The organism is Croceicoccus esteveae (genome assembly GCF_031846435.1).
GTDB lineage: Bacteria > Pseudomonadota > Alphaproteobacteria > Sphingomonadales > Sphingomonadaceae > Croceicoccus > Croceicoccus esteveae.
This window is the reverse complement of record NZ_JAVRHS010000003.1, coordinates 197844-222366: the sequence shown is the minus strand read 5'-3', so window position 1 is coordinate 222366 and position 24523 is coordinate 197844. Positions and strand designations below refer to the sequence as shown.

Annotated in this window: 23 protein-coding genes; 12 read left to right on the top strand and 11 right to left on the bottom strand. The window is 62.5% G+C overall.

Annotation, left to right across the window (positions count from 1 at the left end; translation table 11 throughout):
- Positions 1–57 precede the first annotated feature (57 nt).
- Positions 58–1254, top strand: coding sequence for an acetyl-CoA C-acyltransferase (locus tag RM533_RS06275; RefSeq protein WP_311340351.1), 1197 nt, complete (start codon positions 58–60; stop codon positions 1252–1254).
- Between the two features lie 37 nt (positions 1255–1291).
- A complete protein-coding gene (locus RM533_RS06270) occupies positions 1292–2488 on the top strand; it encodes a BaiN/RdsA family NAD(P)/FAD-dependent oxidoreductase (RefSeq protein WP_311340350.1) in 1197 nt (398 codons plus the stop codon).
- Positions 2489–2624: 136 nt separating this feature from the next.
- Here RM533_RS06270 and RM533_RS06265 read toward each other — a convergent pair whose 3' ends face one another.
- Positions 2625–3770 carry a glycosyltransferase gene (locus RM533_RS06265; protein WP_311340349.1) on the bottom strand — a complete coding sequence of 382 codons (1146 nt, stop codon included), beginning with the start codon at positions 3768–3770 and terminating at the stop codon, positions 2625–2627.
- 55 nt (positions 3771–3825) lie between these two features.
- Entirely contained in the window at positions 3826–5019 is a 1194-nt protein-coding gene (locus RM533_RS06260) for a glycosyltransferase (protein WP_311340348.1), read from the bottom strand.
- Between the two features lie 324 nt (positions 5020–5343).
- On the opposite strand from RM533_RS06260, the gene acs reads away from it, so the two are divergent.
- Both acs and RM533_RS06250 read left to right on the top strand, forming a co-directional pair.
- The gene (gene acs / locus RM533_RS06255; RefSeq protein WP_311340347.1) at positions 5344–7308 is read left to right on the top strand and encodes an acetate--CoA ligase; all 1965 of its coding nucleotides are present in this window, start codon (positions 5344–5346) and stop codon (positions 7306–7308) included.
- Entirely contained in the window at positions 7305–8282 is a 978-nt protein-coding gene (locus tag RM533_RS06250) for an NAD(P)H-dependent flavin oxidoreductase (protein WP_311340346.1), read from the top strand. The genes acs and RM533_RS06250 overlap by 4 nt, the downstream gene beginning before the upstream one ends.
- On the opposite strand, the gene RM533_RS06245 is transcribed toward RM533_RS06250, so the two are convergent.
- The 4 genes from RM533_RS06245 to RM533_RS06230 form a co-directional block, all read right to left on the bottom strand.
- Complete coding sequence (locus RM533_RS06245) at positions 8279–9616, bottom strand: dicarboxylate/amino acid:cation symporter (protein WP_311340345.1); 1338 nt, start codon at positions 9614–9616, stop codon at positions 8279–8281. The two genes, RM533_RS06250 and RM533_RS06245, sit on opposite strands and share 4 nt — an antisense overlap.
- Positions 9613–10851, bottom strand: a complete 1239-nt coding sequence (dapE, locus tag RM533_RS06240; RefSeq protein ID WP_311340344.1) for a succinyl-diaminopimelate desuccinylase — start codon at positions 10849–10851, stop codon at positions 9613–9615. The genes RM533_RS06245 and dapE overlap by 4 nt, the downstream gene beginning before the upstream one ends.
- Before the next feature lie 72 nt (positions 10852–10923).
- Positions 10924–12072, bottom strand: a complete 1149-nt coding sequence (locus RM533_RS06235) for a M14 family metallopeptidase (protein ID WP_311340425.1) — start codon at positions 12070–12072, stop codon at positions 10924–10926.
- Between the two features lie 34 nt (positions 12073–12106).
- Positions 12107–12868: a DUF4136 domain-containing protein gene (locus RM533_RS06230; RefSeq protein ID WP_311340343.1), complete on the bottom strand. Its 762-nt coding sequence runs from the start codon at positions 12866–12868 to the stop codon at positions 12107–12109.
- Between the two features lie 60 nt (positions 12869–12928).
- On the opposite strand from RM533_RS06230, the gene galE reads away from it, so the two are divergent.
- The 4 genes from galE to RM533_RS06210 all read left to right on the top strand — a co-directional run bounded on the left by galE (position 12929) and on the right by RM533_RS06210 (position 15803).
- Positions 12929–13957: a UDP-glucose 4-epimerase GalE gene (gene galE, locus RM533_RS06225; protein ID WP_311340424.1), complete on the top strand. Its 1029-nt coding sequence runs from the start codon at positions 12929–12931 to the stop codon at positions 13955–13957.
- A 203-nt stretch (positions 13958–14160) separates the two neighbouring features.
- The gene (gene ykgO, locus RM533_RS06220; RefSeq protein ID WP_202082613.1) at positions 14161–14286 is read left to right on the top strand and encodes a type B 50S ribosomal protein L36; all 126 of its coding nucleotides are present in this window, start codon (positions 14161–14163) and stop codon (positions 14284–14286) included.
- 319 nt (positions 14287–14605) lie between these two features.
- Positions 14606–14950 carry an ArsC/Spx/MgsR family protein gene (locus RM533_RS06215; RefSeq protein WP_311340342.1) on the top strand — a complete coding sequence of 115 codons (345 nt, stop codon included), beginning with the start codon at positions 14606–14608 and terminating at the stop codon, positions 14948–14950.
- 139 nt (positions 14951–15089) lie between these two features.
- Positions 15090–15803, top strand: coding sequence for a class I SAM-dependent methyltransferase (locus tag RM533_RS06210; protein ID WP_311340341.1), 714 nt, complete (start codon positions 15090–15092; stop codon positions 15801–15803).
- A gap of 67 nt (positions 15804–15870) precedes the next feature.
- Here RM533_RS06210 and RM533_RS06205 read toward each other — a convergent pair whose 3' ends face one another.
- Positions 15871–16692, bottom strand: coding sequence for a hypothetical protein (locus RM533_RS06205; RefSeq protein WP_311340340.1), 822 nt, complete (start codon positions 16690–16692; stop codon positions 15871–15873).
- A 40-nt stretch (positions 16693–16732) separates the two neighbouring features.
- On the opposite strand from RM533_RS06205, the gene lipB reads away from it, so the two are divergent.
- Genes lipB through RM533_RS06190 form a run of 3 tightly spaced genes read left to right on the top strand, consistent with a single transcriptional unit; the run spans position 16733 to position 18690 of the window.
- Positions 16733–17404, top strand: coding sequence for a lipoyl(octanoyl) transferase LipB (lipB, locus tag RM533_RS06200; protein ID WP_311340423.1), 672 nt, complete (start codon positions 16733–16735; stop codon positions 17402–17404).
- Positions 17405–17435: 31 nt separating this feature from the next.
- Positions 17436–17777, top strand: a complete 342-nt coding sequence (locus RM533_RS06195; protein ID WP_311340339.1) for a hypothetical protein — start codon at positions 17436–17438, stop codon at positions 17775–17777.
- A 40-nt stretch (positions 17778–17817) separates the two neighbouring features.
- Entirely contained in the window at positions 17818–18690 is an 873-nt protein-coding gene (locus tag RM533_RS06190) for a DMT family transporter (RefSeq protein ID WP_311340338.1), read from the top strand.
- Positions 18691–18752: 62 nt separating this feature from the next.
- Here RM533_RS06190 and RM533_RS06185 read toward each other — a convergent pair whose 3' ends face one another.
- The 4 genes from RM533_RS06185 to RM533_RS06170 all read right to left on the bottom strand — a co-directional run bounded on the left by RM533_RS06185 (position 18753) and on the right by RM533_RS06170 (position 23269).
- A complete protein-coding gene (locus tag RM533_RS06185) occupies positions 18753–20087 on the bottom strand; it encodes a DUF2254 domain-containing protein (protein WP_311340337.1) in 1335 nt (444 codons plus the stop codon).
- A 144-nt stretch (positions 20088–20231) separates the two neighbouring features.
- Positions 20232–21221, bottom strand: a complete 990-nt coding sequence (gene nadA / locus RM533_RS06180) for a quinolinate synthase NadA (protein ID WP_311340336.1) — start codon at positions 21219–21221, stop codon at positions 20232–20234.
- 162 nt (positions 21222–21383) lie between these two features.
- A complete protein-coding gene (locus RM533_RS06175) occupies positions 21384–22259 on the bottom strand; it encodes an MBL fold metallo-hydrolase (protein ID WP_311340335.1) in 876 nt (291 codons plus the stop codon).
- A 143-nt stretch (positions 22260–22402) separates the two neighbouring features.
- Positions 22403–23269, bottom strand: a complete 867-nt coding sequence (locus RM533_RS06170; RefSeq protein WP_311340334.1) for a HesA/MoeB/ThiF family protein — start codon at positions 23267–23269, stop codon at positions 22403–22405.
- 395 nt (positions 23270–23664) lie between these two features.
- On the opposite strand from RM533_RS06170, the gene rpsT reads away from it, so the two are divergent.
- On the top strand, positions 23665–23925 hold the full coding sequence (gene rpsT / locus RM533_RS06165; protein ID WP_311340333.1) for a 30S ribosomal protein S20: 261 nt from the start codon (positions 23665–23667) through the stop codon (positions 23923–23925).
- Positions 23926–24523: the final 598 nt, after the last annotated feature.

The following is a 24523-nucleotide window of genomic DNA, read 5'->3' as shown; positions in this document are numbered from 1 at the left end:
TTACGGGCTGGAAAATACTTATCTTTAATATCGAAATGATTGACGAAAGGCTGCTCAATGTCAGACGAACCGGTTGAAGATCCTGTCGTAATCGCAGGTTATGCGCGCACGCCGATGGGCGGTTTGCAAGGGGTGCTCGGCACAGTCAAGGCCACCGATCTTGGCGCAACGGCGGTGCGCGAAGCGGTGGCGCGCGCCGGTGTGGACAGTGATGATGTCGACGCCATCTACATGGGCTGTGTGCTTCCCGCAGGCTTGGGGCAGGCACCGGCACGACAGGCGGGCATGTACGCGGGCCTTGGCGAGCACGTCCCTGCCACCACGGTAAACAAGATGTGCGGATCGGGCATGCAGGCCGCGATCATGGCGCATGATGCGCTGGTCGCCGGCAGCGCCAGTGTCGTGGTGGCCGGCGGCATGGAAAGCATGACCAGCGCGCCTTACCTGCTGCTCAAGCATCGCGACGGCGCGCGCATCGGGCATGACAGCGTCAAGGATTCGATGTTCCTTGACGGGCTCGAGGATGCCTATGATAACGGCCGCCTGATGGGCTCCTTTGCCGAGGATGCGGCGCGCGAATACCAGTTCAGCCGCGAGGATCAGGACGAATATGCTGTCCTGTCGCTGACCCGGGCATTGCGTGCCTGCGAAGATGGTTCCTTTGAACGCGAGATCACGCCGGTTACAGTGCATGGCCGCAAGGGCGACACCGTGGTGGACAAAGACGAAGCGCCGTTCAAGGCCGATCCTGCCCGCATAGCCAAGCTCAAGCCGGCCTTTGCCAAGGAAGGCACCGTCACTGCGGCCAATGCCTCCTCGATTTCGGACGGCGCGGCTGCGCTGGTGATGACCCGGCTCAGCACCGCGCAGCATCTGGGCATGACTCCTGTTGCCAAGGTCGTCGGCCATGCCGTGCATGCGCATGCGCCGCAATGGTTCACCACTGCTCCGGTCTATGCCACCCGCAAGCTGATGGAGAAAATCGGCTGGAGCGTCGATGATGTCGACCTGTTCGAAGTCAACGAGGCCTTTGCTGTCGTGGCGCTGATCGCCGAGCGCGAACTGGGCATTCCGCGTGACAAGCTCAACGTCAACGGGGGTGCCTGTGCGCTGGGTCATCCGATTGGCGCATCGGGCGCAAGGATCGTGGCGACGCTGCTGGCGGCGCTTGAAAACCGCGGTCTGAAGCGCGGCGTCGCCAGCCTGTGCATCGGCGGCGGCGAGGCGACGGCGATGGCGGTCGAACTGCTCTGACCCATGCCCTCCGGCACACACCGATGACGCGGACGGCATGGCCATACTGACCGATCCGTTCGACGTCGTCGTGCTGGGCGCCGGTGCGGCAGGCTTGATGTGCGCTGCCTTTGCCGGGCAGCGTGGACGCCGGGTGCTGGTGCTCGATCACGCCGACCGGCCGGGCAGGAAGATCCTGATTTCGGGCGGCGGGCGCTGCAACTTTACCAACATCCATACCGCGCCAGACCGCTTCCTTTCAGCCAATCCGCACTTTCACAAATCCGCGCTCAGCCGCTATACCGCTGCAGATTTCCTGGCACTGGTCGAAAGCCACGGGATTGCCTGGCATGAAAAGACGCTTGGCCAGCTGTTCTGTGACGGGTCGGCACGCCAGATTGTCGACCTGCTGCTGGCCGAATGTGACCGCGGCAACGTGGTGCAACGCTATGACACATCTGTAACCGACGTCAGCCATGCCGACGGCCGATTTCGCGTCACGGCGGGCGAACGCAGCTGGTCCGCGCCCTGCCTTGTGATCGCCACCGGCGGTCCAGCGATCCCCAAGCTTGGCGCGAGCGGCTTTGCCTATGATCTGGCCCGCCGCTTCGGCTTGAAAGTGGTGGAGCCGCGCCCCGCGCTGGTGCCGCTGACGCTTGGCGGGACAGAGGCGCTGTTTCGCGAATTATCCGGAGTGTCGGCTCCGGTGATTGCCCGCAGCGGACCGGCAGCCTTTACCGAGGCGGCGCTGTTCACGCATCGCGGGCTGTCCGGGCCAGCCATCCTGCAGGTGTCATCCTACTGGCGCAAGGGAGAGCCGATCAGCGTTGATTTCCTGCCCGGTCGGGATGCAGGCTGGCTCCTTGCTGCAAAGCGCAACACACCGCGGGCTGCCTTGCGCGCCATGTTACGCGACGAATTGCCTGAGCGACTGGCGCAGGCCTTGTGCGACCGCCTTGGCGCTGAACTGATGCTTCCGCACGATATCGGCAACATGTCCGACGCCGCCCTGCGCAAGGCCGAGGAACGGCTGCGGCAGTGGCAGTTCTGCCCCACAGGCAGCGAAGGCTTTGCCAAGGCAGAGGTCACCGCCGGCGGGATCAGTACCGCTGAACTGTCTTCGCGCACCATGGAAGCACGCCGCATGCCGGGGCTTTACGCGATCGGCGAGGCAGTGGATGTAACAGGCTGGCTAGGGGGTTACAATTTCCAGTGGGCCTGGGCCAGCGCAATGGCCGCCGCATTGGCTCTATAGAAATCTTGCAGGATGCACGGCTGTCCCGCACCGGCTGATCACGCATAGCCTGGTGAGCGCTGGCTGGTCGGGACTGCACCGCGACGCCTGATTTAAGAGGCGCCCGCATTGCCATCCATGGCATGACTGCCCTTCGTTACCGGCGCGCCAGGGTACGCAGCATGTCTGCAAGCGCGTCATGCAGGCGCTTGCGGTTGAACTGCTGCTCGACGCGTTCGCGAGCGGCGTGGACCAGCCTGTTGCGCAGCGTTGCATCAGCGACCATGCGGCGGATCTGCGCGGCCAGTTGTTCCACATCCCGTTCGTCCGCAAGCAGACCAGTCACCTCATGTTCGACCAGTTCCGGTATGCCGCTGTGTCGGGTGGAAATTACAGGGATGCCGCTGGCCATCGCTTCCATCAAGGCTACCGGTACGCCTTCCATGTCACCATCGGCCGCAGTGACACTGGGCAATATGAACAGATCGGTTTTTTCAAGCATCGCGCGAACCGTGTCATGCGGCAGTGCGCCGGCAAAATTCACCCGGTCGGTAATTGCAAGCGTGGCAGCAAGCTGCTCCAGCCCGGATCTCAGCGGGCCGGTGCCGACGATATCCAGTGTTATCGCACTCATGCCAGGGTCGGAACGCGTCGCGGCAAAGGCGCGCAGCAGAAATTCGGTTCCCTTCTTTTCCACCAGCCGGCCGACGTGCAGGATCCTGCTGACCGGTCGATCGGGAGAGCGCGGCGTGAACGCCAGTTGCGACAGGTCCACGCCCATGCGTTGCACCGCGATCTTTTCAGCCGGTGCGCCAAGCTCGAGCAAGCGCCGGCGATAAAGATCGCTGACAGTCAGCAGCAGGTCGCAATTGGCCAGCAGATCATCGTAGATCCTTTCACCCTCGTCACGCAGGTTGCGGGACAGATCGGCGCCGTGAAAGATGGTGACAAAAGGTGGTCGCTGGCCCGCTCTCGTGAAGCGTTCGAACTGCGCACCAAACCAGCCGAAATTGCACACGATCACATCGTTGCGCGCGGCCCAGCGTCGTTCCGTTGCGGCGATCCAGGCCTGCCGCATGCGCCAGGGCAGCATGGGCCATATTTTTTGTGCCACGCGACCACGCGGCAGCGTCTGGTAAACCGCCACACCCGAGCCTGTCCCGGGAGCGACCGTATCGCCCAGCAAGGACACGGCGAAGCCGCGGCTCGCCATATCGGCAATCTGCGCATCGATGAAAGTTTCGCTGATCTCGGGATATTTGCCGACGCGAAAGCCTACGCGGACAGCCTGGTTCGTCTTCATCGGCTTTCCTTGCAGCCTGCCGGACGAGCAGATGGCTCCCCGCGAAACGCGTTCCTTAAGCCTCTTCGGCCTGTCTGGCCAGCGGCTCTGTCTGTGTGGCGGCAGCCTGCCTTGCAGAAGCAAGCTCCAGCGCGGCAGCAGCGGCGCTGTAGCGCGCCGCCTTGCCAAAGCGAAGCTGCTGTGCCGCCTCGCGGATGCGCCAGTACATGCCGCGAGCGATTGCCCTTGCCAATTGGCGCCCGGCGGGAGATCTGCGCGCCAGCTTTGCCACGTCAGCGACCACGGGCTCGTCGTTCAAGAGCTGATCGCAGCCGTATTTCGATGAAAACATCTTGCGCGCTACCTCGCGGGTCTGCGGACCGAGCGGTTCTGTGCTTTCGTTCAGAGCCTGCTCGAAATCGGCAATGGCCTGATCCCACAGGTTCTTGCGGGCCATGACCACGCCACGCTGGATGAGCGCCGCCCTGAGGTCGGCCGGCCCGTCGATCCGCCGCGATGGCAGATAGCAGGCAAGCGGCAATTCTTCATACAGGCGGTTGAAGATGTCAAAATCGTAGGATTGCCACACATCCTCACGATCCCCGGCATCGACCGGCTGTGCCTCGCTTCCACGTATCCCGTCGTGCTGGCGCTGGTAGAAAACGACGGTGTCCGACGCAACCGCGCGTCCGGCAAGCGCCAGCCGGATCAGCATGTCATAATCGACAGAGCGGTTCAGTTCAGTGTCGAACGGACCCACCTTGTCGTACAGCCCGCGGCGCACGATCATGCCTGGCTGGTGCACGAACATGTCTTCGAGTGTGGCGACAAGGAACCGCTCGGGCTCACAATGGGTCCAGTGGCCGGTCTCGTCCAGCACCCGTTCCCCGGACTGCGGATCGGCGTGGAACCTCAGATGACGGCCATAGGCGATGTCCGCCTCCGGATCGGCTGCGAACACTTGCATCAGATCCTGACGTGCGGTTGGCGCGATCACATCATCGTCATCGACGATCCAGACAAATTCCAGATCGGCCCTCTCCAGCGCGATGTTCAACGCAGCCGCCTTGCCGCTGTTCTCGATCTTCATCGGCGCGACACGGTGCTCGTAACGGGCGAGCACGGCCTGCGTGTCATCGGCAGAACCATCGTCGACCACGATCAGGCGATCGGCCGGCTGCATTTGTGTCAAAATCGAATCGAGACAATCGGGCAGCAGGGTCGCCCGGTTGTACGTCGGGACTATGATGGCAATGCCGCTGTCGTTCATGTTGCGCCTAACGTGTCGACTGCCATTTCCATCCTGCAGCCATTTCAATGTTGTAGCCCATCTCGATCCTGCAACAACGCACAATCGCCCTGCCTGATCGGAATACGCCTTGGCCCGGTTGCCTGAACGTGAGGTGACCGATGCATGCGCGTGAGGCACAGATCGGGTCAAGCGGTTCGGATGGTCGCTTGAACGTTCCGGAAAGTGACGGCCGTGCCGAGCAAACGGGCATTGCTGCAAGGCAAGGCGTCGCAGATGTCTTTACCACGACAGGAACGCACGGCATGGTCACAATCTGGAATCGATCGCAGGAGGAAACAGGCGTTGAGCGCAGCACAGGAAGAAACCATCTCTGTTCCCGCATCATATGGTCAGACAAGCAACACGCTTGCGCAATATGAGCAACAATACACGCGCAGCATCGGGTCTGTAGCGGGCACGGCGGATCGTTTCTGGATCGAGCAGGCGAGCAGGCTCGATTGGGAGCAGCGGCCGACCCGGGGCGACGAATCATCGTTCGACCCGGTTGAGATCCGCTGGTTTGCAGATGGCGTGCTCAACATCTGTCACAACGCGGTGGATAGGCATGTGGCGGCGGGCCGCGGCGATGATCGTGCCATTGTTTTCGAGCCGGACGATCCCGATGGCGCAGTGCGCCGGCTTACCTATCGTGAACTGCAGGCCGAAGTCGTGCGCTGCGCCAATACGCTGAAGGCGATGGGCGTGGGCAGGGGCGACCGGGTTACGATCTACCTTCCCATGATCGTCGAAGGCGCGATTGCCATGCTGGCCTGCGCACGCATCGGGGCAGTCCACTCTGTCATCTTTGCCGGCTTTTCCGCCGATGCCATCGCCGGCAGGATCGCCGATTGCGCCAGTGAATACGTGATCTGCGCCGACGAAGGCCGGCGTGGCGGCCGCATCGTGCCGCTGAAAGCCAACATCGATACAGCGCTCGCAAAACTGGCCGTAAAGGCGGTGCTGGTTGTCCGCAATACAGGCGCGCCGGTGCCGATGCAGGAAGGGCGCGACCATTGGTATGACGAAGCGTCGCGCGATGTCGCCGACACCTGCCCGTGCGAGCCGATGGGGGCCGAAGATCCGTTGTTCATTCTTTATACCTCCGGTTCCACCGGCAAGCCCAAGGGTGTGCTGCACACGACAGGTGGCTATGCCGTATGGGCAGAAACGACGTTTCGCGCCGTGTTCGATTACCGCCCCGGCGAGCTGTTCTGGTGCACCGCCGATATCGGCTGGGTCACCGGGCACAGCTATATCGTTTATGGCCCGCTGCTGGCCGGAGCCAGTGTGCTGATGTTCGAAGGCGTGCCCAATTTTCCTGATCACAGCCGCTTCTGGCAAGTCATCGCGCGTCATGGCGTCAACATCTTCTACACCGCGCCCACCGCCATTCGCGCGTTGATGCGGGAAGGGACAAGCTACGTCGAGGGGCACGACCTCTCGTCGCTCCGCCTGCTGGGCTCCGTGGGTGAACCGATCAACCCCGAAGCATGGCAATGGTATCACGAGCATGTCGGCGCCAGTCGCATTCCTGTCGTGGATACCTGGTGGCAGACGGAAACCGGCGGGATCATGATCACCACCCTGCCCGGCGCGCACGGGATGAAACCCGGCAGTGCTGGCAAGCCGTTCTTCGGCGTGGTGCCGCAACTGGTCGATAACGATGGCAAGGTTCTTGATGGTGTGGCCGAAGGGTTGCTGTGCATCACGCAAAGCTGGCCGGGGCAGGCGCGTACCATCTATGGCGATCACGACCGCTTCGTGCTCACCTATTTTGCGCATTTCAAGGGCAAGTATTTTACCGGCGACGGCTGCCGGCGCGATGCGGACGATTATTACAGGATTACCGGCCGGGTCGATGACGTCATCAACGTGTCGGGACACCGCATGGGCACAGCCGAAGTGGAAAGCGCGTTGGACAGCCACCACGATGTCGCCGAGGCCGCCGTCGTCGGCTTCCCGCACGACATCAAGGGACAGGGCATCTATTGTTTTGTCACGCTCAACGCCGGGATCGAACCGACAGAATCCCTTGTCGCCGAGCTGAAGCAGCAGGTGCGGGCACAGATTGGCCCCATCGCCACGCCTGACCACATCCAGTTCGCGCCCGCGCTGCCCAAGACGCGCTCGGGCAAGATCATGCGTCGTATCCTGCGCAAGATTGCGGAGCACGAGTTCGATGCACTGGGCGATACGTCCACGCTTGCCGATGCATCGCTCATCGACGGGCTGATCGCAGACCGCCGCAACGCAGGGTCGGCCGCTTGAGCATTTCCACGCGCTTCACCCGCATGTTCGGGGTGGAGCATCCGATCGCACAGGGCGGCATGCAATGGGTGGGCACAGCGGAGCTTGTCGCGCCGGTGGCACAGGCAGGCGCATTGGGCTTCATCACCGCACTGACCCAGCCCACGCCAGAGGCGCTGGTGCGCGAGATTGCCCGCTGCCGCGACATGACCGACAGACCGTTCGGTGTAAACCTCACCATCCTGCCATCTATCAACCCACCGCCCTACGCCGAATACCGCCAGGCAATCATTGAAAGCGGCATCAAAATTGTCGAAACGGCGGGCAACAAGCCGCAGGAGCATGTGGACGCGTTCAAGGCGCACGGGATCAAGGTGATCCACAAATGTACCGCGGTTCGTCACGCCTTGTCGGCCGAACGGATGGGCGTCGACGCGATCAGCATCGACGGCTTCGAATGCGCCGGCCATCCCGGAGAGGACGACATTCCCGGCCTGATCCTGATTCCCGCTGCCGCCGACCGGGTGAAGATCCCGATGATCGCCAGTGGCGGGTTTGGTGACGGGCGCGGGCTTGTCGCGGCGCTGGCGCTGGGCGCGGAAGGGATCAACATGGGCACGCGCTTTTGCGCCACCCGCGAAGCGCCGATCCACGATGGCATCAAGCAAGCGATCGTCGCCAATGACGAGCGCGCGACGCAACTGCTGTTCCGCAGCTATCGCAACACGTCGCGCGTGGCAAGGAACGCCATCTCGCAGGAAGCATTCCGGCTGGAAAGTGAAGGCAAGCCTTTCGAAGCCATCATTGATCTGGTCAGGGGCACGCGCGGGCGGGACGGGCTGGTCACTGGCGATCCCGACCATGGCATCTGGACCGCCGGCATGGTGCAGGGGCTGATCCACGACATTCCGACGGTGCGCGAACTGATCGACCGGATCATGGCAGAGGCGCAAGGCATCATCGCCAGCCGGCTGGCGATGATGACCAAACCTTAGGCCGGCTCGGCAATTTCCTCACCGGTGGCGCCGGCGCTGATGACTGTGGCCGCCACCAGATCGCCGACCACGTTCAATGTCGTGCGGCACATGTCGAGAAAGCGGTCGACCCCCAGGATCAGCCCGATGCCTTCGGGCGGCACGCCAACCCCGCCCAGGATCAGCGCAATGACCGGCAGTGACCCGCCCGGCACGCCTGCTGTGCCAATTCCGGCAAGGATGCAGATCAGCATGACGAACAGCTGGTCTGTAAAAGCCAGATCAACCCCGAAAAACTGCGCCAGAAACAGGACGGTCACCCCTTCGAACATGGCGGTGCCGTTCTGGTTCGCGGTCGCCCCGATGGTCAGCACGAACCGGGCAACCCGGCGCGGCAGCTTGAGCTGGTCGTCGGCGACGCGCAGCGCGGTGGGCAGCGTGGCGTTGGAACTGGCGGTGGAAAACGCCATGACGCTTGCCTCCCGCGTTTCGCGGAAAAACGCGAGCGGGCTTTTGCTTGCAAGGAACTTCAGGAGGAGGGGAAAGACGCCGAACATCTGGATGCCCAGCGCCAGCAGCACGACACCCACGAATGCAGCGAGCTTGACCAGCAGATCCCAGCCAAACTGCGCTGACAGGTTGAACATGAAACAGAAAATGGCGATCGGCGCCAGCTGAATCACGATCCCGATCAGGCGCATGGCCACTTCGAACACGCCTTCAATCGCATCCTTCAGCGATTTTGTCCGGGGTGTCTGCACCAGCAGCAGGCCGATGCCGAAAAACAGCGCGAAGAACATGACGGCAAGGATGTCGTTGCTCGACATGGCCGAGATGATGTTGGAGGGAACGATGTTCACCACCTGCGCAATGCCCGTGGTGCTGGTTGCGGATGCCTCGACAATGCTGGAAGCGCTTTCGCCGCCTTGGGCCAGCAGTTCCGCGGCCTCGGCGGGATCGACGCCGCGACCCGGTTGCAGGAGGTTGACCAGCCCGATCGACAGCAGCACCGCGATGCCCGACACCAGCACCGTGTAGACAAGCGTGCGGATGCCGATGCGCCGCAGCGCGCCAATTTCGCCCATTTCGGCGATGCCGACCACCAGTGCGGAAAACAGCAGCGGAATGACCAGCATGAACAGCAGGCGCAGGAAGATCTGGCCGACAGGCTGCGTCACATATTCGATGATCGCGTCGAGCCAGACGGCATCGGGCGCAAGGCTATAGGCTGCAAGCCCGCCGGCCAGACCGGTGATGAACCCGATCAGGATGCGCCATTGCAACCGCTTGTGCCTGTCCGTGGTATCCACATTGGCGGCGCTCTGTGCGGCAATGGCGGCGCTGTCGCCATTCATTCTTGTTCATCCCGGTGCAGCAATGCTGCCACGACTGTTCGACGGTAAATGGAAGCAAGGGTATCGAGATCGGCGATGGCAACGGCTTCATCGCGCTTGTGCATGGTGGCATTGCACAGGCCGAATTCGATGACCGGGCACAAAGCGTTCAAAAAGCGTGCATCGGATGTGCCGCCGCTGGTGGACAGCTCGGCCTCCTGCCCCGTCTCCTCGCGGATTGCAGCGGCGAGGAGTGAGGAGAAATGCCCAGGCCGCGTCAGGAAAGGTTCGCCCGAAATGACCGGTCTTGCCGTGCCGCCATGGCGCTGCGCGATCTGCATGACCCGGCTGCCCAGTTGCGCGCCGGTGTGGCGATCGTTGAAGCGGATGGAAATGCGCGCCTGTGCCATTGCGGGAATGACATTATGCGCCGGATTGCCGACATAAATATCGGTAATTTCAAGGTTGGATGGCTGAAACCAGTCGGTGCCATCATCGAGGACCAGTGCTTCCAGCTGCGCCAGCATCGCCACGAGACGAGGAACCGGATTATCGGCAAGCTGCGGATAGGCGACGTGTCCCTGCGTGCCGCACACCTCGAGAAAAATGTTCACCGACCCGCGCCTGCCGATCTTCATCGTATCACCCAGCCGGTGAACCGAAGTCGGCTCACCCACCAGGCACAGGTCCGGGCGAACGCCGCGTGCTGCCATGTGCTGCATCAAGGCCAGCGTGCCGTGCCGCGCCGGGCCTTCCTCGTCCCCGGTGATGATGAAGCTGATGGTGCCGGCATCCTGCGGCACTCTGGCCACAGCGGCGACCATGGCGGCGATCGCGCCTTTCATGTCCACCGCGCCGCGCCCGTAGAGCAGGTCGCCCCGGATTTCCGGCTCGAACGGATCCGAATGCCAGCCATCGCCCGCCGGCACCACGTCGAGATGGCCAGCAAAGGCGAAATGACGGCTGCCGGGCGGTCCGTCGCGGATCGCAAGCAGGTTTTCAACCGGCGCTTCGGCAGCGTTAGCGCCGATTGTGCTCAAGCCGATGGTGTCCGGACCAATGATGCTTGTGCCAGTGGTGCTGGTATCAGCGTTGGTCGTGGCAGCCGGTACCCCATCCAGCGTGCGGTGGACAGCAAAGCCGAGCGGCTCAAGCATGGCCTGCAGACAATCGAACACTTCGCCCCGTGCAGGTGTGATACTGCTGCACGCGATCAGACGCTGCGCAAGCAGGAGCGGAGTGGCGGTATCATCCATGCTGGCCGCGTTAGACGAGCGCGCAGCGTTAGACCAGCAGCGAGGCAGGGGAAAAGCGCCGCGGCGGTCCGGTCACGGCTGATCCGCATCCTCCTGCGCCAGCCATTGGTGCAGCGCACCGAGACAGGAGCGGGCCATGGCGGCACTGCGTTCGGGGCTCCATCCACTGTCCGGATCAGCCATGTCGTCATGGTCCTTGAACGGCATTTCCAAGGTCATCGACACCGCACCGTAGCGTTGCGCCACCTGATTGGTGGAAATGGCAAGGTTCGCCTTTCCCGCAGGGGTAATCGGGTAGCCGCGTGTTGCCTGGAAATCGGGCGTCAGCGCCAGCAGCAGCTTTGAATAAAGCTTGTATCCTGCCGTCTGCCGCGTGGTGGCGTTGGCAATCCCCTCGAACCCGGCAAGGAAGACCGCCGGGATCGCTTCATCCCCGTGCACGTCCATGGCAAAATCCACGCCGGTCGCGTCCATGGCGCTGCGAATCGCGAGCACTTCGGGCGATCGTTCTGCGCTGGGTTCGTGCCATTCGCGGTTGAGGTTGGTGCCGATCGCATTGGTGCGCAGATGTCCTCGCTGCGTTCCATCGGGGTTAAGATTGGGCACGATGTGAAAGCTTGCCTGACGCCGCAGCGATCGGGCAATCGGATCGGCCGGATCGGTCAGCATGTCGAGCGCGCCTTCCATCCACCATTCCGCCATGGATTCGCCCGGATGCTGGCGGGCATAAAGCCACACCTGCCTTGGCCCATCGCCGATGTCGAGACAGTCGATTGCCTGCCCATCGAGCGACAGGCCAAGCGTGCGGTGCGTCACGCCGTCATTCAGAGCGGCTTCAGCGATCAGATCATTGTGCCGTTCCATGGAAAATGGCGCGAAATAGGCAAACCAGGCCAGATCACCGGCAGGCGCGTGGCGAATGGTGAGCGTGCCGCCGTCTTCCTGCGCATCATAATCCGTATCGGCTCGCAGCCATTCGACGCGATCTTCCGAAACGCAGGCTTTGTAACCCTGCCACCCATCAGGATAGGCTGAACGGGCGAGGCCATTTATGTGCAGCGTCAGTTCGCGGCCCGCTGCTCCTGCGACACGGAAATAAAACCATTGAAGGAAATGGCTGTCCTTGTCCGGCCGGATCGTCAGCCATGCTTCTGACCCGGCAATCCTCGTCACCTGTATATTGCCGCTGTCGAAGGCGGCGTTGATCATGATGTCGTTCACTTGTGCCCCTGTATGCCCGATTGCCATGCGTTCGTCATTTCACCGTATAGGTTTCGCCCGACGTACCGGGAAAATCGACAAACAGCGCCTTTGCAAGGCGTTCAGCCGCCGCGCGCGTATCGCTGAATTGCGAGCCTGCCTTGACCATCTGTTCTGCCCGTCCTTCCCAGATCGACTGCCCTGTCGCGGTGTCGCGGATGACGACGGAAAGCTCTGTCGCGACCTGCTCGGCAGGCGGGCCGGAAAGATCGAGCCCGACACCGATGCCCACGCCTGAACGATAGCCACCGGTCGATCCACCGACCCCCACGCTTACCGGTCCGCGTTCACGACCCGGGCGAAATGCATCGCGCTGCACGCGGATCTCGGCGACCTGTCCGGCAGCGCCTGTTCCACCCGGCGTGTAACCCGCCTGCGCCAGTTCTGCTGCCACTGCTGCCCGCCAAGGCTCCAGCGCCAGCGAATCGGCGGCCATTCCCGGCGCGGCTGTCACCGCAATGGTGCCGCGGCCAAGCTGCGCCAATTGTGCAGGTGCATTGAACCGCGTGACCTCCACCGGCGCTGCTCCTGTTGCACAGGCGCCAAGCACAAGCGGAGCCAGCATGAGCAACGGCCTTGCCGGCAGGCTGATCTTGAAACGGTTCATCATGCCCATTCTCCCATGCCGCATTGGCCATCGGCTGCCAGTGGTCGGCGTATTCTTGTGCCGTATTCCTGTGCCATGATCGGCATATTGCGGTTTACCACCGGCATGCTGCAAATCAGCCTGCCGTAAACCGGCCACTGCATTTTTCATTACCGCCAAAAAAGCTTCCGAGGGGTTACCTTGGCGATCATCATTGGCTACCGGCCATTTATGGAGCAATTCGGCGAAGAGACAAAAGTTCCGGTGCTGGTGACCGGTGGTGCAGGCTATATCGGCAGCCACGCTGTGCTGGCACTGCAGGATCGGGGCTGGCCAGTGGCGGTAATCGACAGTCTTGTGACCGGGTTTCGCTGGGCAGTCCCCGATGGCGTTCCCTTCTACAAGGGCGACATTGCCGACACAGAATTGCTGGCGCGCATCTTTGCCGAACAGGGTACGCAGGCGATCCTGCATTTCGCCGGCTCGATCATCGTGCCGGAATCGGTGTCCGATCCACTAAAATATTATGAAAACAATACGGCCAAGAGCCGTGACCTCATTGCCGCGGCGGTAAGCGGCGGTGTGCGGCACATGATCTTTTCGTCTACCGCCACGGTATATGGAGAGCCCGGGCTGGAGCCACTTGCCGAAGATCGGCCGCTGCTGCCGGTAAACCCCTATGGCATGTCCAAGCTCATGACCGAGCGCATTCTTGCCGATTGCTCGCAAGCCTATGACCTCAACCATTGCGTGCTGCGCTATTTCAATGTCGCCGGCGCTGATCCTGACGCGCGCAGTGGCCAGTCGAGCGTCGGTGCCACGCATCTCATCAAGGTTGCGGTCGAGGCGGCGCTGGGCAAACGTGGTGCGGTTGGCGTGTTCGGTGACGATTACCCCACACCTGACGGCACCGGGGTGCGCGACTATATCCATGTGTCGGATCTTGCCGATGCCCATGTGCTCGCCCTTGAGGCACTGATCAGCGAGCCGGAGCGCAGCCTGACAATGAATGTCGGCTACGGCCGCGGCTTTTCGGTTCTGGAAGTGCTGGACGCGGTCGACAAGGTTGTCGGGCAGCCGGTGCCGCGGGTCATGGAGGCGCGGCGTGCCGGCGATGTGCCGTCGCTGGTGTCGGACAACAGCCGGATCATGGCCACCCTGCCATGGCAGCCTCGCCATGCCGATCTTGCCGGCATCATTGGCGATGCCTTGCAATGGGAAAAGCGGCTAACCGGCCTTCGCAATAGCACGGAAGGGTGAAGCGCGGGCCAGATCCCGTGCGTCAGGCCAGGTCCTGCGCGTGAGGCAGGCCCGGCGTGGCGGAAATGATGTGGCGCGGGCTTGTCGTACTTGACTCGCAAGGGTCGCCCATCTAACCGCCCGGCTTCGATGCTGGCGGGTCTGCCACTCGTGCTTCGATGCACGCCGATTGCCCGCGACCGACCTCGTGATGGAACTGCAAGATGAAGATTCGTAACAGCCTCAAGTCGCTGAAGAACCGCCACCGTGACAACCGCGTAATCCGCCGTCGCGGACGTGTTTATGTGATCAACAAAACCAATCGCCGGTTCAAGGCGCGCCAGGGCTGAAGCTGCAAAGCCGGCGTATTGCGTCGGCCTTCCGCAGACAGGATCGCACCGGCAGCGCGTGTTTCGATACGGCTGTCCCGTGGCATCATGGGCAGGTTTTTCTGAACTTCGTGCCGACTGATTGCTCGCAGCGCGGTGTCCATACGGTCCCATTGCCCGCGTGTTGCAACTACAGGCCAGGCGGATGATCTGCGCGACAGCAGGACACAAGCGGCACGCGTGAGGGTGGATCATTTCGGATCGCGGCATGTTGTGAAGCGTCGCACCGCCCGCCCACCCGGCCTTGCACCATGCAGGCAAACCAGCAGGAACGGTGACGATGAAGGCAACGATCTGGCACAATGCGGCTTGCGGAAAATCACGCGCTGCTCTGGCCATGCTGCAGGACATTCCTGAAATCAGGCTTCAAATTGTGGATTATCTTGCCAATCCGCCCACGGCGGAACAGCTGCGCAAGCTTTACCAAGATGCGGGCATCACTCCGCAACAGGGGCTTCGCTTGCGTGCAACCGATGCAGAGGAACGCGGCCTGCTGCACGCTGATGATGACACGGTGCTTGAGGCGATGGCGGCGCAACCTTCATTGATCGAACGGCCGTTGGTGGAGACGGAAAAGGGTGTGCGGCTCTGCCGGCCGGTCGAAAAACTGCAGGAAATCCTGTAACGGCATCAGACGGGGCGCACCACGGGAACGCGCGCTCACCTGCGCGACGGCGCTTGTCGAGGCAACTGGACGCTTGCCAAAACCGGCTCTATTTGTCACGCGGCAGGCCAACCATGGCCGAAATACGGGATCTCTTTTCATGACGGGCACACAACTGGCGCGCCAATCACTGGCGCGCAGGGCGAAGCGCAGCGTTGAGCAGGCGCTCGGACCCTGGGGCGTGTTCTTCAAAGGGTTTGTCCAGCATCCGGTGATGGTTGGCTCGATCATCCCTTCATCACGGTTCACGATCAATCGCATGCTGTCGCGGGTGGATTGGCAAAGGTGCGATCTGTTTGTCGAATATGGTCCAGGCGTCGGCACGTTCTGTCAGCCGGTGCTCGACCGGATGAAGCGGGACGCCCGGCTGATCGTGATCGACACCAATCCGCTTTATATCGATTATCTCAACCGCACCGTCACGGACGGTCGCTTTACCGCGGTGCTGGGCTCTGCTGCGGATGTACAGGAAATCATCGCTGCGCGCGGGCACGAAGGGGCGGATTATATCCTGTCCGGGCTGCCGTTTTCCACTCTGCCCGACGGAGTGGGCCCGGCTATCGTCGATGCAACGCATGAAGTGCTTCGCGCCGGCGGCGCTTTCCTAGTCTACCAGTTTTCAGCCAGGGCACGCAGCTTCATGGCAAGGCGCTTTTCCCGCATCGAATCCGATTTCGAACCGCTGAATGTTCTCCCCTGCCGGTTGTTCTGGGGCTGGAAGGATCAAGCGGACGCAAGCCAGCACAGCTTGCATGATGGTGCGCACGCTTCTGGCCGGATCGGCATGCATGCCAGGGCTGGCGCGCCAGCCTGATTATGTGGACTTCAGCGCCTTGGTCGGGTTTTGCCGGCTACGACAGGCGTCTTCAACCGGGCCAGCTTCAACCGGGCCGCTGCGCCAGTTGAAACCAGATCGACGTCAGCACGGCAACGAGGATCAGCGAATAGGCCGCCGCCACCACTGACCCGATCAACCCCACGACCAGCGCCGCTGTATCGGCGCCGGCGATCGGCAGCACCAGCAAGCCGGGCACGATGCTGGCCACCATGTAGATGACAAGCGCGGCCAGCGACAGCATCATGAGGAAGAACAGCAGCCGCCCTGCCTGTCCGCGGGTCAGCGTCCAGGCATGTTGCAGTGCGTCGAACGGATTGCGCAGGTTTGCTGCGATGATGACAGGCGCAAGCAGCGACAGCCGGACAAGCATGTAAAGGGCAGCGGCAAACGCGATGCCGGTGCCGATCGCCACGATCCCTGCATTGCCGGTGAAGCCAAATGGCAGCAGCACCAGCAGCATCAACAATCCCACGCCGGCGACCACCACAAGCTGCGCTGCAATGTAGGTTGGCAGCGCGGCTGTGCCCCGCCGCACTGCTTCTGCCACCGTGGGTCGCGCCGGGTCGGCAAGGAGCGCCACCACGGCAAGCAGGCCCAGTGCCTGAACGATCAACGAGCCGAGCAGCAGCGGCCACCACGCAAGATACGTGTCGCCGATCGCCTCTGCCAGCGCCTCACCTTCCAGCCCCGCCGGAACAGCGGGAAGCGCAAAGGTAACGATCAACTGCGGCAACAGGAAGAACACGCCGGCAAGCACCAGCAGCATTTCCCGGTTGGCAGCGATCATGCTGCTTGCTCTGTTCCACGCAGGACCGGCAACAAAGCGGGCGCGCGCAGGTTCATTTCGTTCAGGAGGAATCGCCATGGCTCTTGCTTGGCACGTGATTTGCCGCCACGCAAATGCCATGGAGCAAGGCGTCGAACATTGCGGCATCGAATGGCGGGAAGAAGGAGAGGTCCCCTATCGCGAAGCGCTGGCTTGCATGGAGCAGCGCAACGCCGCCATCCGGCACGGCGCGGCATCGGAGCTTGTCTGGCTGCTGGAACACCCGCCTGTATATACCGCCGGCACGAGTGCGCGCGATGCCGACCTCCTCGATCCCAGGTTCGACGTGGTGAAGGCAGGGCGCGGCGGGCAGTTCACTTATCATGGGCCCGGGCAGCGGATCGGTTATGTGCTGCTGGATCTGGCGCGCAGCAATCGCGACGTGCGCGGGTTTGTACACGCGCTCGAGGGGTGGGTCATTGCCACCTTGAGCGATCTGGGCGTGACCAGCCGACGCGCCGAAGGGCGGATCGGAATCTGGACCGACGATATCGACGGGCGCGAAGCGAAGATCGGCGCCATTGGCGTGCGGGTCCGGGGCTGGGTCACCATGCATGGATTTTCAGTGAACCTTGCGCCCGATCTTGCGCATTTTTCCGGGATCGTGCCGTGCGGAATTACCGATTTCGGCGTCACGAGCATGGCACGCCTTGGCCATGAAGTAACACCGGTGCAATGGGACGCAGCGCTGCTGGGCCGGCTGCCTGATTTCCTGGCGGCGCTGAACCGTCGCTCCGAGCCGGCCTGCTGAATACACCTTTAATGAAGGATAGATCTGCACCATGCTGCCCGTAAAGATTCAAATGATGCTGGCGGCCATGCTTGCGCTGTCCGCCTGCCAGCAAGACAGCGATACCGTGCCGACCGAAGGCCGAGCAGCCGAAGGCGCTGTGCTGCCCGGCACGATCGACGATGCCATGATCCCGCTCGATCAGCTGCGCTCGCAAGGCGAACTGGCCGAGCCCGACCCGGACGAAGGCGCGCAGGGGCGGCAAGCAAGCGGCCTCGCGCGCGGCGGTGCTTCCGGTGATGACCCCCGCGCCGGGTCTGTCGAAGCGGTTCAGGATACAGCCACTGGCGGTGCGCCTGCCGACAGCCGCCAAGGCAACGCGCCGGCAGGCTGATCCTTGCCTGCGCCGCTCCTGCCGAACGCTCTGCTCGGATATGACCATCACCGCCTCCCGGCTGCCTGCCATGCGCTTTGCCGCGCTGCTGATCGGCAATGTCGCATTGGCGCTGGGGCCCTGGCTGGTGCGGCTGGCTGATACAGGACCGGTGGCGGCTGGCTTCTGGCGACTGATTCTGGCAGTTCCGCTGCTGGCATTGCTGGCCCGGCGTGAAACAGGCTCCGCGTTGCGGGTTGGCCGACCGCTGTTCCTGCTGATTGTCGGCGCAGGCGTGTTTTTTGCCTTTGACCTTGCAAGCTGGCACGTTGGCATTGAACAGACGCGGCTGGGCAATGCCGCCCTGTTTGGCAATTCGGGTGGCATTATCCTGATGGCGTGGAGCCTTGCTGCCGCGCGCCGGCTGCCGCGCATGATGGAACTTGCCGCTGTCGGTGCCGCGCTGGGCGGGGCAGCGCTGTTGATGGGCAGCTCGCTCGAGATCAGCCGCGAAAGTCTGGTGGGCGACCTGTTCTGCCTGCTCGCGGGGGCCTTTTATGCCGTATACATCCTGATGCTGCGTCCGGCGCGCGACCGGCTCGGACAGTGGAACGTGCTGCTGTGGTCAACCATCGCAGGGGCGCCGGTCCTGCTGGGTATGGCGGTGCTGCTTGGCGAGGACATCATGCCACAGGACTGGACACCGCTGCTGGCGCTGATGCTGGGCAGCCAGGTGGTGGGTCAGGGGCTGCTTATCTATTCGCTGGCATGGTTTCGCCCGCTGGTGATCGGGCTGGCGCTGCTGACGCAACCGGCAATTGCTGCGCTTGCCGGCTGGCTGGCGTTCGGCGAATTGGTGTCGCTTACCGATATGATCGGGATGGTGCTGATGGCAGCCGCGCTGGTCCTGGCAAGGCTGCAATCGTCGCGCTGAAGGCCGGCTTTCCCGAGATCATGCTCCTTAACCTGGAATCATGAATGAGAGCGCGCACTGTGTTACCCGTTCGTCAGGGCCTGGCAAAAGCCAAGGTAGCGGGCGCGCACTTCGACCAGATCGGGTCCGGTCAGGCTGTCCTTGGTCTGCGCCATCAAGGCATGCCCCTCTGACAGCAGGACCTCCACGCGATCGCGGCTGTTCAGCGCTCTGGCGGCGTTTTCCAGCGCATCATACATGGTAAGCGCTGCCTTGCGGCTGGTCGCGACAGCGGAACGGCTGGCGCCGAAGCCTGCTGCGACATAGCCTGCAAAATCCATCATCAGAGGGATGACCCGAGGAACCGCTTCGTCACGTGCGAGCCCGCCGCCTTCCTGGCGCAGCACCCGCCCGCCCAATTGCGCTGTTGCGGCGCCGATCCAGTGCAGTGCGGTCATCGCGGTAAAAGGATCGTTGATCCCGGGGGACAGGGCTCGCAAGGCGATCTCCACCAGTTCGTCAAGGAGGAAGCGCAGATCCTGGGTCGGCGTTCTGAGGCCGGAAAGCGCAAAGCAGTTGCGGACATCATCAGCGCTTTGAGTGTCCAGCGGCGGACCGCACACATGCACCAGCGGCATGGGGGGGTGCAGGAAGTCGCCCGCTTCGGTAGCAAGGATGATCACCACGTCCTCGCGGCAGGCAATGTCCTGCAAGCCTTCATAGTCGATGATCTCCACGTAACCTGCAACCTCTGCTGCGACCGGCGCACCTTGCCGGGCATCCGCGATCTGTTCCGCGCCGGAACCGGACTTGGGAAAGCGGTCTGCAATCTGTCGCAACAGTCGCTGGCCGATCTGTTCCAGCACCGTGTTGATCCGGATCGACGCTGGAATGTGGTTGAGAAAATAGACCAGCACCGCGATCGATACGAGCATCAGCCCGGTGGCAACGACAAGCGACAATTGCGGAACAAAACCGGGCAGCGCAGTGGCAACCGCACCCGCTGTCGTTGCGGGTGCCTCGTCCTCTGCCCGGACGGTGCGCAGCACCATGATGGCATAGACAAAGGTGCCGATGAACGTCGCCAGAGCCAGCTGGTTGCCCCTGTTTTCCATGAAATTGGTGAGCAGGCGTGGGCCATACGTGCCGCTTGCATAAGCGACAGCGGCAATGGTGATTGAAAACACCGTAGCGGCGACGCCGATGGTGGTTGCCGCAATCACCTGCAGCATGGTGCTCGCTCCATCCGGGCGGGCGGGCACCAGATAATCGCGGCTGGAAATAAGCTCGGCTGCAAAGGCGCGGTCGAGATGTATGGTGACCAGCGCCATGACAAAGGCGATGATCGCAAACAGTGCCGGGTAGAACCAGTAGCTTGCATTGATCTGCGCAAACGCGGACAGCAGCCGCGCCCTCATCGGCAAGCTCCGCCGGCAGCGTGCAAGACAGAACGCCGGCCCCGGTTCAGCCGGCGATGTGGCAAGGGGCAGCAGCGGCGCTGCGTAACGCCCAGCAGTGCCTCTCCAGGATGACATTCCTGCATGACGCAGCGCGTCCGGCTGCTAGGCCCGGCCAAGATCGCCCATGCCGATCGTGCCGGACGCCATCTCCATCATGCGATCAAGGCTTTGCTTCGCTTTCAACCGCAGCCCTTCCTCGATCTCGATGCGCGGCTGCAAGTCACGCAAGGCCACATAAAGCTTTTCCATGGTGTTGAGCGCCATGTAGGGGCAGATGTTGCAGTTGCAGTTGCCATCTGCGCCCGGCGCGCCGATGAAGGTCTTGGCGGGCAGCGACAGCTCCATCTGGTGAATGATGTGCGGCTCTGTCGCCACGATCAGCGTGTCGCCAGGCATGGTGCGCGCATATTGCAATATGCCGCTGGTCGAGCCGACGTAATCGGCATGTTCGATGATGTGCGGCGGACATTCAGGATGGGCGGCGATCGGCGCATCGGGATGCTTTTGCTGCAGCTTGAGCAGCTCTGTTTCCGAAAACGCTTCGTGCACGATGCAAACGCCCGGCCATAGCAGCATGTCTCGGTCAAATTTGCGGTTCAGATAACCGCCAAGGTGCCGGTCAGGGCCGAAGATGATTTTCTGGTCGCGCGGGATCTGCGCGAGGATGGTTTCCGCACTCGAACTCGTCACGATGACGTCGGACAGCGCCTTCACCTCGGTCGAGCAATTGATGTAGGTCAGCGCGATGTGATCGGGATGGGCGGCACGAAAGGCGCGGAACTTGTCGGGCGGGCAGCTGTCTTCAAGGCTGCAACCTGCATCCATGTCGGGCAGCACCACGATCTTGTCCGGGCTGAGGATCTTGGCGGTATCAGCCATGAATTTCACCCCGCAAAAGGCGATGACATCGGCATCGGTCGCGGCGGCCTTCCTGGACAGCTCCAGGCTGTCGCCGACAAAATCGGCAAGATCCTGTATTTCCGGCTTCTGGTAATAATGCGCAAGGATCACGGCATTGCGTTCCTTGCGCAACCGGTCGATCTCTTCGCGCAAGTCCATGCCGGTAAGGTTCTGGTGCGTTGGTGCGGTCATGTTCTGGCTCTTCTCGTGGTCTGGCAGCACGCGCCCAGGCGGACATCGTGACACTTCGCTATATATCTAGGCACAGCGGGCTGCGAATTACAGTGATATCGGCGCGGCGCTGCCTTGGGAATGTGCATGCTGTGCGGTTGCGCGGGCAAACCGGTCCATTGTTCAGGCAGTCAGCACCCAATCGAGACCATCCTGCCTGACCCGGCCCTTGCGCTCCATGTCGATCAGATGTGCCAGCACCGACTGGCCGGCCGCACCGATCAGCCGCGAATCCAGCCCTGCATACATGGTGGCAACCAGCGAGGGGATGGTCTGCGGCGCTTCGCCCAGCCGCTTCGCGATCTGACGCTCGCGCTGGCGTCGATGCCCGATCATGCCGCGGACCAGCTGCCGGGTATTTTCCACCGCCGGACCATGTGCAGGATAATAGATGCGGTCCTCACGCGCATGGAGAATTTCCATACTGGCCATGTAGTCCGCCATATCCCCGTCGGGCGGTGAGACCACCGTGGTTGACCAGCCCATCACATGGTCGCCGGTAAACAGGGCTCCTGTTTCAGGAAGCGCATAACACAGATGGTTCGATGTGTGGCCCGGCGTCGCCAGCGCTGTCAGCGTCCAGCCCTCGCCGGTAACCTGCTCGCCGTCGCCAAGCACGCGATCTGGCGCATAATCGGGATCGAAGGGTGCATCGCTGCGCGGGCCGATGGACGGGATGGCGAGCGGGGCGCAACCGATTACCGGAGCGCCGGTCAACCGCCGCAGCGGTGCCGCCGCCGGGGAATGATCACGATGGGTGTGGGTGCAGCAGATTGCCGCCACCGTCCGGCCGTTGATGGCAGCGACCAGCGCGTCGAGATGTGCAGCATCGTCAGGTCCGGGGTCGATGATCGCCACGTCGGTGCCTGCACCCACGATGTAGGTCTGCGTGCCTTCGAAAGTGAACGCGGAAGGATTGCCGGCCAGAACACGCGCAACCAGCGGCTCCAGAGCCTGTGCCATGCCGACGGTCGTTGCGGGGTTTGTGTCTGATGCCATGGGATTTATATGGTGATTAGCCTGCCTCGTGTCGAGTTATGCCGGATTATTGTGTCGCAAGCGCTGACCGCGCGCCTTTGCGGGCAAGGTTTAGAAAAGAAGGCACGCAGCCGGTCGAGAGGCTGTGCGCTTCCAGCTGCTTGTCAGCCGGATGCGGCGGAAACAGTGGCGCAGGCGGTGCAGGCAGGATCGGGCGCAATGCGGATCGTGCGCAGCGATGGCGCCAGCCCATCCATCAGGTGCAGCCGGCCCCATTGCGGATCGCCGAGCGCGGCCACTCCATCGAGCAGGATGCGCATGGCCTGCATGGCGCCGAAACAGCCGATCATGCCTGCAAAGGCCCCCAGCACGCCCTGTTCTGCGCAGGTGTCGCAATCATCGTTGTCGAACGCATCGCCGACGTAGCAGCGGTAGCAGGGCTGATCCGGCAGATGACCGGCAAAATTGGCAACCTGGCCCTGAAACCTGCCGATCGCCGCGCTTGCCAGAGGCACGCCCAGCGCTACGCAGCTGTCCGACACGGCGAGCCGGGTCGCAAAATTGTCGCAGCCATCCAGCACGACATCCGCGCCTGACAGGATCGCCTCGGCATTGTCGCGCGTCAGCCGCTCTTCTACTGCGCGCACCGTGATGCAGGGATCAAAGCGGCCGATCCAGGAAGCAGCGAGCCGCGCCTTGCTCTTGCCCAGATCGGCGGGGGCAAAGATCGTCTGGCGGTGGAGATTGGCGGCATCGACGCTATCGCTGTCCACGATCACGATGTGGCCGATGCCGGCGCCGGCCAGATATTGCAAGGCAGGCGAGCCAATTCCGCCTGCGCCGATGACCACGATACGGGACTGGCCAAGCCTTGCCTGACCCGCCCCGCCAAGCTCGGGCAGGATGATATGGCGTGCGAACCGCTCCAGCCTGTCGCTGTCGCTGTCGCTATCCCTGTCTCTGGCCCTGTCTATCCTGTTGCTTTCGGGCCTGTCACAATAGCCCGGCGCGTTCATGTTGCGATTGGTCATGAATTGCCTCTGCGCCAGTTGCACGCTTGTGCGCAAGAGCTGCCGCCTTGCCTCGCCTGAAGCAGCCCTGCCAAAAGCGGCCCTGCCAAAAGAGACCCTGCCAAAAAGCGACCCTGACTGAAGCAGCCATCTCAGGAGCGCTCATTTGCCTGACACTTCGGCCTGCCCGACATTTCGGCTTGCCTGCAGCTCCTGCCCGCTTGATCCGGCTCGCTTGACGATGCAGGACGCGAGCGCTATGCGCTGCGCTTTCCTGTGCAGGGGCTTGCCTGTTGCGCATGGATTTCGCGCCCCTGCGTTCTGGCACGCATGCCAGAAGCAGCAGGCAAGGAAGAGTTTCATCAAGGACGGCCGTCTGCTGCCCACAAGGCTGCCTGGCCATACAAAGGATCGACATGGCCAATACGCCGCAAGCGCGCAAGCGCATCCGCCGCAACGAACGACGCGCAGAAGTGAATGGCAACCGGATGAGCCGCATTCGCACCTTTATCAAGAAGGTGGAGACCGCGATCGATTCGGGTGACGGTGAAGCAGCGCGTTCGGCTTTGTCGGCAGCGCAGCCCGAGCTTGCCCGTGGCGTTGCCCGCGGCGCCATTCACAAGAATACCGCGTCGCGCAAGCTGTCGCGTCTTTCGCGGCGCGTTGCGTCGATCTGATCATGCGCTAGGCATGCGTATCTGATTCGTCCCTTCCCTGTCGCTGGCAGGCAAAGGCGGGCAAGGGCAGGCAAAAGGCCGCCGGAGCGATCCGGCGGCCTTTTTGCTGCCCGCGCGAGAAGGTCTGTGCGTCACCATTTGCTGGTGCATCCGGCGATTGGCCAAAACCAGCACAATCAATGATTCTGTGCTTTGCATGAATCCAAAAATGTTTCGAAACCAGTATCTTATTGCTGCCAGCGGGGGCAGTGCCGGCCCGCTTGAGTCAAGCCGCATTATTTCAGTTTTTTTACAGGCCGGCCCTTGCCGCACCCGGCGCGATGACTTTACAAAACTGCTCATCGGCGGCGAGCCAGATGGTGAATTGAGGCTCCGGTGCTTCGCATGTGGCCAAGACATCACGAGCGAGGGTGTCGGAAGCAAGGATTCCGGAAGCGAGATGCCGGAAGCAAGGTGCAGAAGCATGGGTCGGCCGTTCTGTTCGGCCGTTCTGTTCGGCAGGTGTGGTCGGCAGCTTTGCGCCCCACCGCACTGCTCGTGTGGATGTCGACCGGCAAAGCGGATGAATGCGTGGGGTTAAGGCGGCGGCCTGATGATG